The following is a 6,788-nucleotide window of genomic DNA, read 5'->3' on the forward strand; positions in this document are numbered from 1 at the left end:
TCACTTGCTCGACCGGTCTTTATGCCTACCCTGCGCTCCTTTTTCGCCATCGCCCTGCTGGGCCTGAGTCTCTCCGTCTGCACACTGCAAGCCGCTGACCTTCCCGCCAGCGCTTCAGTGCAGTCCAGCCTGGACAAGATCGCCGACCGCAAACTGCCGGAAGCCGAGCAGAAAGCCCTGCAGGCGATCTTGCAGAACACGCTGACCCTGCTCAGCAACAAGGCCGACTACGAGCAGAAGCTGCAGGCGCTCAAACAGCAACTGGCCACTGCGCCCAAGCAGAACATCGAGAACCAGCGCGAACTGGCGCGGCTCAAGGGCACCACGGCGGTGCCGGTGGCGCAACGCTACGCCAACCTGCCGATTCCCCAGCTCGAGCAAATGCTCACGGATCGCTCCACCCAGCAGAGTGACCTGCAAAAAGCCCTGGCCGACGCCAACAGTCTGGTCATTACCGCCCAGACCCGCCCCGAGCGGGCCCAGGCGGAAATTTCCAACAGCCAGAGCCGCATCCAACAGATCAACGCCACCCTCAAGGCCGGCAGGGACGCTGGCAAAACCCTTAGCGCCGAGCAGCGCGACCAGCTCAACGCCGAGCTGGCGGCGCTCAATGCGCTGATTCCACTGCGTCGCCAGGAGCTGGCCGGCAACAGCCAACTGCAGGACCTGGGCAACAGCCAGCACGATTTGCTGATGGAAAAAATCGCCCGCATGGAGCAGGAAATCCAGGACCTGCAAAACCTGATCAACCAAAAGCGCCTGGCCCAGTCCCAGGAGACGGTGACCCAGCAATCCATCGAAGCCCAGAAGGCCGGTGGCAGCAGCCTGCTGGCGACCGAAAGCACGGCCAACCTGAAGCTCTCCGACTACCTTCTCAAGAGCACCGACCGCCTCAATGAGGTCACCCAGCAGAACCTGCAGACCAAGCAATTGTTGGACAGTGTCACCCAGACCGACGCCGCCCTGGACGAGCAGATCAGCGTGCTCAAGGGCAGCCTGCTGCTCTCCAAGATCCTCTACAAGCAACGCCAGACCCTGCCGCGCCTGAAGATGGACCAGAACCTGGCCGACCAGATCGCCGACATCCGCCTGTACCAGTTCGAAGTCAGCCAACAGCGCGAGCTGCTGAACAATCCCAGCGCCTATGTCGACAGCCTGCTGGCCTCCCAGCCGTCGGAGCAAGCCACACCGCAACTGCGCAAGACCTTGCTGGAACTGGCACTGACCCGCGTCGACCTGCTGGAACGCCTGAACCGCGAATTGAGCGCAGTGCTCAACGAATCCATCACCCTGCAACTCAACCAGAAACAACTGCTCAGCACCGCCCAGAACCTGCGGGCGACCCTTGAAGAACAGATGTTCTGGATCCCCAGCAACAAACCGCTGGATTTCGACTGGATGCGCGGCGTGCCGATGCGCCTGGAGAAACAGGTCGACTCACTGCCCTGGGCTTCGAGCCTCAGTGAGCTGGCTGATGGCCTGACCCAACGGCCGTTGCTGTTCCTGCCCCTGGCACTGCTGATCGGCGCGCTGCTGTGGCGGCGCAAGAGTCTCTATGCGCGACTGAACAAGGTTCACCAGGACGTTGGCCACTTCAAGCGCGACAGCCAATGGCACACGCCCCAGGCGATCCTGATCAATATCCTCCTGGCGATGCCGTTGGCGTTGGCGCTGGCCCTGTGCGGCTACGCCCTGCAGATCGACGCTCGCGGCCAGAACGCCAACCTCGGCGCGGCGCTGCTGCAGATCGGCCAAGCCTGGCTGGTGTTCTACACAGCCTATCGAGTGCTGGCCCCCGGCGGCGTGGCCGAATTGCATTTCCGCTGGGAGAAACCCCAGGTCGAATTCCTCCAGGGCTGGATCCGCCGCCTCGGGCTGGTGGTGCTGGCGCTGGTGGCCGTGGTGGCCGTCGCCGAACTGCAACCCTCGGCCCTGGCCGACGACGTGCTGGGCATGCCGGTGGTGCTGACCTGCTACGCGTTGATGGCGTGGTTGCTCAGCCGCTTGCTGCTGAGCAGCCCGACACACAAGAACACTTCGCTGTTCCGCAAGGCGGTCGGGGTGCTGTTCACCGCCCTGCCGATCGCGCTGTTCGTGGCGGTGTGCTTCGGCTACTACTACACCGCGCTGAAGCTCAGCGACCGGTTGATCAACACCCTGTACCTGCTGATGTTCTGGCTGGTGATCGAAGCCACCTTCGTCCGCGGCCTGTCGGTCGCGGCGCGGCGCCTGGCCTACCAGCGTGCCCTGGCCAAGCGCCAGGCCGCCAAGGAAGCCGGCGACGGCGAAGCGGTGGTCGAGGAACCGACCCTGGATATCGAGAAGGTCAACGAGCAGTCCCTGCGCCTGATTCGCCTGGCGCTGCTGGGCGGTTTCATCGCCGCGCTGTACTGGGTCTGGTCGGACCTGATCAGCGTGTTCTCGTACCTGGACAACATCACCCTCTACGAATACACCAGCGGCACTGGGGCCAACATGAGCATGGTGCCCATCAGCATTGGCGACATGCTCGGGGCGCTGATCATCATCGGCATCACCTTCGCCCTGGCGCGCAACCTCCCGGGCCTGCTGGAAGTGTTCGTGCTGTCGAAACTGAACCTGGCCCAGGGCAGTGCCTATGCCACCACCACGCTGCTGTCCTATGTGATCGCCGGCGTCGGTTTCGTCACCACCCTGTCCACCCTGGGCGTGAGCTGGGACAAACTGCAATGGCTGGTGGCCGCGCTGTCGGTGGGCCTGGGCTTCGGCATGCAGGAGATCTTCGCCAACTTCATCTCCGGCATCATGATCCTGTTCGAGCGTCCGGTGCGCATCGGCGACACCATCACCATCGGCAACCTGTCGGGCACGGTCAGCAAGATCCGCATTCGGGCGACCACCATCACCGACTTCGACCGCAAGGACATCATCGTCCCGAACAAGACCTTCATCACCGGGCAACTGATCAACTGGTCGCTGACCGACACCGTGACCCGGGTGACCCTGAAGCTGGGCGTGGACTACGGTTCGGACCTGGACCGGGTGCGTGAACTGCTGCTCAAGGCCGCCCGCGAGAATCCACGTGTGCTGAAGGAACCGGAACCGATCGTGTACTTCCTCAACTTCGGTGAAAGCACCCTGGACCATGAGCTGCGCATGCACGTACGCGACCTTGGTGACCGCAACCCGGTACTGGACGAGATCAACCGGTTCATCAACCGTGAGTTCAAGAAGGAGCACATCAACATCTCCTTCCGGCAGATGGAAATCTATCTGAAGAACCTTCAGGGCCAGGAGTACAAGTTGGTGCCCGCCGAGCCCGAGCACAAAACCCTCGGCCCCGTACCCTCGACCGTAGCCAGCATCAAACCGGTGCCAGAGCCGCCGCAAGACACACTCGACTGATGCGCGCTGCCTGAAGGCGGCGCGCCGGAGACGGCCATGAAAACGCTGGAAACCTTGACCTTCGATAACCGCTTCGCCCGCCTGGGCGACGGTTTATCGACCCACGTGCTGCCCGAGCCCATCGACAATCCGCGGCTGGTCGTCGCCAGCCCGGCCGCCATGGCGCTGCTGGACCTGGACCCGGCACAAGCCCAGGCACCGCTGTTTGCCGAGATCTTTGGCGGCCACAAGCTGTGGGCCGAAACCGAGCCCCGGGCGATGGTGTATTCCGGGCATCAGTTCGGTCACTACAACCCGCAATTGGGCGACGGCCGCGGGTTGCTGCTGGGCGAGGTGTACAACGAGGCCGGCGAGCACTGGGACCTGCATCTCAAGGGCGCCGGCCAGACGCCGTTCTCACGGATGGGCGACGGGCGCGCGGTGCTGCGTTCCTCGATCCGCGAATTCCTCGCCTCCGAAGCCCTGCACGCCCTGGGCATCCCCACCACCCGCGCCTTGTGCGTGATCGGCTCCGACACCCCGGTGTGGCGCGAAAAGCAGGAGCGCGCCGCCATGGTGCTGCGCCTGGCGCCCAGCCACGTGCGCTTCGGGCATTTCGAATATTTCTACTACACCAAGAAACCCGAGCTGCATGCGGCCCTCGCCGAGCACGTGTTGAACCTGCACTTTGCCGAGTGCCGTGAGCAGCCGAAACCGTACCTGGCGATGTTCCGCGAAATCGTCGAGCGCAACGCCGAGCTGATTGCCAAATGGCAGGCCTACGGCTTCTGCCACGGCGTGATGAACACCGACAACATGTCGATCCTGGGCATCACCTTCGACTTCGGGCCGTTCGCCTTCCTCGACGACTTCGACGCCAACTTCATCTGCAACCACTCCGATGACCAGGGCCGCTACTCCTTCAGCAACCAGGTGCCCATCGGCCAGTGGAACCTCAGCGCGCTGGCCCAGGCCCTGACGCCGTTCATCAGCGTCGAAGCCCTGCGTGAGACCCTCGGCTTGTACTTGCCGCTGTACCAGGCCCACTACCTGGACCTGATGCGCCGCCGCCTCGGCCTGACCAGCGCCGAGGAAGATGACCAGAAGCTGCTGGAACGCCTGCTGCAATTGATGCAGAACAGCGGCGTCGACTACAGCCTGTTCTTCCGCCGGCTGGGCGACCAGGCGCCCGAGCAAGCCGTCGCCACCCTGCGCGATGACTTCGTCGACCTCAAGGGTTTCGATGCCTGGGGCGAGCTTTACATCGCCCGCGTCAACCGCGACGGCGCTGTCGATCAAGACCAACGCCGCGCCCGCATGCACGCGGTGAACCCACTGTATGTGCTGCGCAACTACCTGGCGCAGAAAGCCATCGACGCCGCCGAATCCGGCGACTACGAAGAAGTCCGCCGCCTGCACACCGTGTTGAGCAAGCCGTTCGAGGAACAACCGGGCATGGACAGCTACGCGCTACGTCCGCCGGAGTGGGGCAAGCATCTGGAGATCAGTTGCTCGTCGTAATCTCCTTCGCCACGGGTTCAGGGTTGTCTGGGCGAAAGTCATCGCGAGCAAGCTCGCTCCCACAGGGGTTGGGTGTTGCCGCACATATCGCAGTCACACAGCTCCCAATGTGGGAGCGAGCTTGCTCGCGATGGCGATCTTCAGCTCATCACAGCCTCTGAGCCCAATGCTGAAGCCCCGTGAGCATCACCGCGTTTATTTCGATGTAGGACCATTCAGGAGCAGGCTACGCCGCCTTGCGCCATTGCCTACAACTACGCCAGAATCCGCCGGCTTATGCGCCTTGAGGTCGGGCTTTATCGTTTCCCCGTCGCTGAAAATCAGCGATCGGGTTTAGCGATCCGACTCAACACAGACGCAATAATGCCCAGTCTCGATTGCAGTCTTTTATGTCTGCAACTCGCTTAATGGTGGCTGTGCGTGGGAGACCTTCTGGTCTACCCGGGGTTTCTGTGACCCGGACCGCTAACCTGCGTACAGCCGCCACCTTTGCTTGTTTAGCGATAGGTCGTGGTGGCTCAACCAATCACGGAGATTCACCATGTTCAAAGCAACCCCCAACCCATCCGATACCGATCCAGCCCACCCAACTCAAAAGAATTCGACGAAACGGCTGACCGCGTCCTCGATTACTACCTCAACCCAAAACCCAGCAAACCCGAGGCCGATCCAGGCCAACTGTTCACCGTCGTCAATGGCATCGACACCGAAACCCTGCTCGCCAACCTCAGCGAAAACCTGGCCTCGGCCAACGCCATGATCAGTGACCTGGCATTCGATCTGAAAGGCTCCAGGCGACAAGTCGCCCTGGGCATTCAGTAATTGATCGAACTAAGCGTTTTACTGGCGAACCGGGCACTGGACAACGTCGAACCCCGCCAGTCGACATAGCGCATCCCCCTGTGGCGAGGGAGCTTGCTCCCGCTGGGCTGCGTTGTAGGAGCTGTCGAGTGCAACGAGGCTGCGATCTTTCCCCAGACACTTGAGTCTAAAGCGAAAGATCAAAAGATCGCAGCCTTCGGCAGCTCCTACAGAACCGAGCGGGAGCAAGCTCCCTCGCCACGGATTCAGGTTGCCTGAACGACAGTCATCGCGAGCAAGCTAGCTCCCACAGGGGCGGGCTGTTGTCGCAAATATCGCGATCACACAGCCCCATGTGGGAGCGAGCTTGCTCGCGATGGCGAGCTTGAATTCATCGCCGCTTGCTCATCCAACCTTATCGTTCCCCTGCTCAGGCGTCTCGATTCCCGGCTCTGCCTCTCCACCCCCCTTCTCCTTGGGTTTGGCCTCTGGTTTTTTCTCGGGATAGCCGGGCATGCCGCGGGCGTCTTCAGGGGTCAGTTCATCCCGGTCGTGACGGCGGTCGATGGCGTAGGACGGGGCGGCGTTGGGGTCTTCATCGCGGCCGGCGGTGCCGAGGACGAAGCCGTCGTCGTTGGGGTTGTCCACTGACTGGGGCGTGGCTGGGTCTTGAGGATGGCTCATGGGACCTCCTGGGATTGCAAACAGGTACGTGGTTTTTTTATGAGGTCGCGACACCTTTTCAGTGCGATGCACCTGATGAATGGCAGCCTTGAGTGCAAGCCCCACAATGGGATTGGGGGAGAGCCAGGCCGGCTATCAGGCCGCCTCGCGAGCAAGCTTTGCTCCCACAGGTCCAGCTCAAACAGATCTGACGGGTGTACGACCGGGAGAGCCAGGTCGGCTACTAGGCCGCCTCGCGGTGGACGTTGATCTCGGGCGCCCCGTTAACCACGATGGCCGAACGCAGGCATTGCGCAGTGGGCATCCCGGCATGGATGCCGGGATAGCCGCGCTGGGCCATGGATGGCCCTTCGCGGCGGGCCCACGGAGCAATGCCGGAGTGAGGGCATGCCGAGCCTAAGCGAGGCACCGAGTGGTGG

The 6,788-nt window shown here is 62.4% G+C and carries 4 protein-coding genes and 1 pseudogene; 3 read left to right on the forward strand and 2 right to left on the reverse strand.

Annotation, left to right across the window (positions count from 1 at the left end):
* Window positions 1-21: 21 nt before the first annotated feature.
* The 3 genes and pseudogenes from mscK to AB4Z20_RS21915 all read left to right on the forward strand — a co-directional run bounded on the left by mscK (window position 22) and on the right by AB4Z20_RS21915 (window position 5,775).
* The gene (mscK, locus tag AB4Z20_RS21905) at window positions 22-3,384 is read left to right on the forward strand and encodes a mechanosensitive channel MscK (protein WP_442090581.1); all 3,363 of its coding nucleotides are present in this window, start codon (window positions 22-24) and stop codon (window positions 3,382-3,384) included.
* A gap of 36 nt (window positions 3,385-3,420) precedes the next feature.
* Window positions 3,421-4,884 (forward strand): protein adenylyltransferase SelO, encoded by a 1,464-nt coding sequence (selO, locus tag AB4Z20_RS21910; protein WP_442090582.1) that lies wholly within the window; start codon window positions 3,421-3,423, stop codon window positions 4,882-4,884.
* A 541-nt stretch (window positions 4,885-5,425) separates the two neighbouring features.
* A pseudogene (locus AB4Z20_RS21915) lies at window positions 5,426-5,775 on the forward strand (DUF6124 family protein).
* Window positions 5,776-6,090: 315 nt separating this feature from the next.
* On the opposite strand, the gene AB4Z20_RS21920 reads toward AB4Z20_RS21915, so the two are convergent.
* Window positions 6,091-6,369 (reverse strand): hypothetical protein, encoded by a 279-nt coding sequence (locus AB4Z20_RS21920; RefSeq protein ID WP_214511515.1) that lies wholly within the window; start codon window positions 6,367-6,369, stop codon window positions 6,091-6,093.
* A gap of 223 nt (window positions 6,370-6,592) precedes the next feature.
* Window positions 6,593-6,788 (reverse strand): nucleoid-structuring protein H-NS (locus AB4Z20_RS21925; protein WP_442090584.1); only part of this gene is annotated, 196 nt, incomplete at its 5' end.

The organism is Pseudomonas sp. KB_12, from assembly GCF_052114545.1.
Taxonomy (GTDB): domain Bacteria; phylum Pseudomonadota; class Gammaproteobacteria; order Pseudomonadales; family Pseudomonadaceae; genus Aquipseudomonas; species Aquipseudomonas brassicacearum.

What these genes read in the sequence shown, in the direction of transcription:
- mscK (WP_442090581.1), top strand. Translation starts at nt 22, where the DNA reads ATGCCTACCCTGCGCTCCTTTTTCGCCATCGCCCTGCTGGGCCTGAGT.
- selO (WP_442090582.1), top strand. Translation starts at nt 3,421, where the DNA reads ATGAAAACGCTGGAAACCTTGACCTTCGATAACCGCTTCGCCCGCCTG.
- AB4Z20_RS21920 (WP_214511515.1), bottom strand. Translation starts at nt 6,369, where the DNA reads ATGAGCCATCCTCAAGACCCAGCCACGCCCCAGTCAGTGGACAACCCC.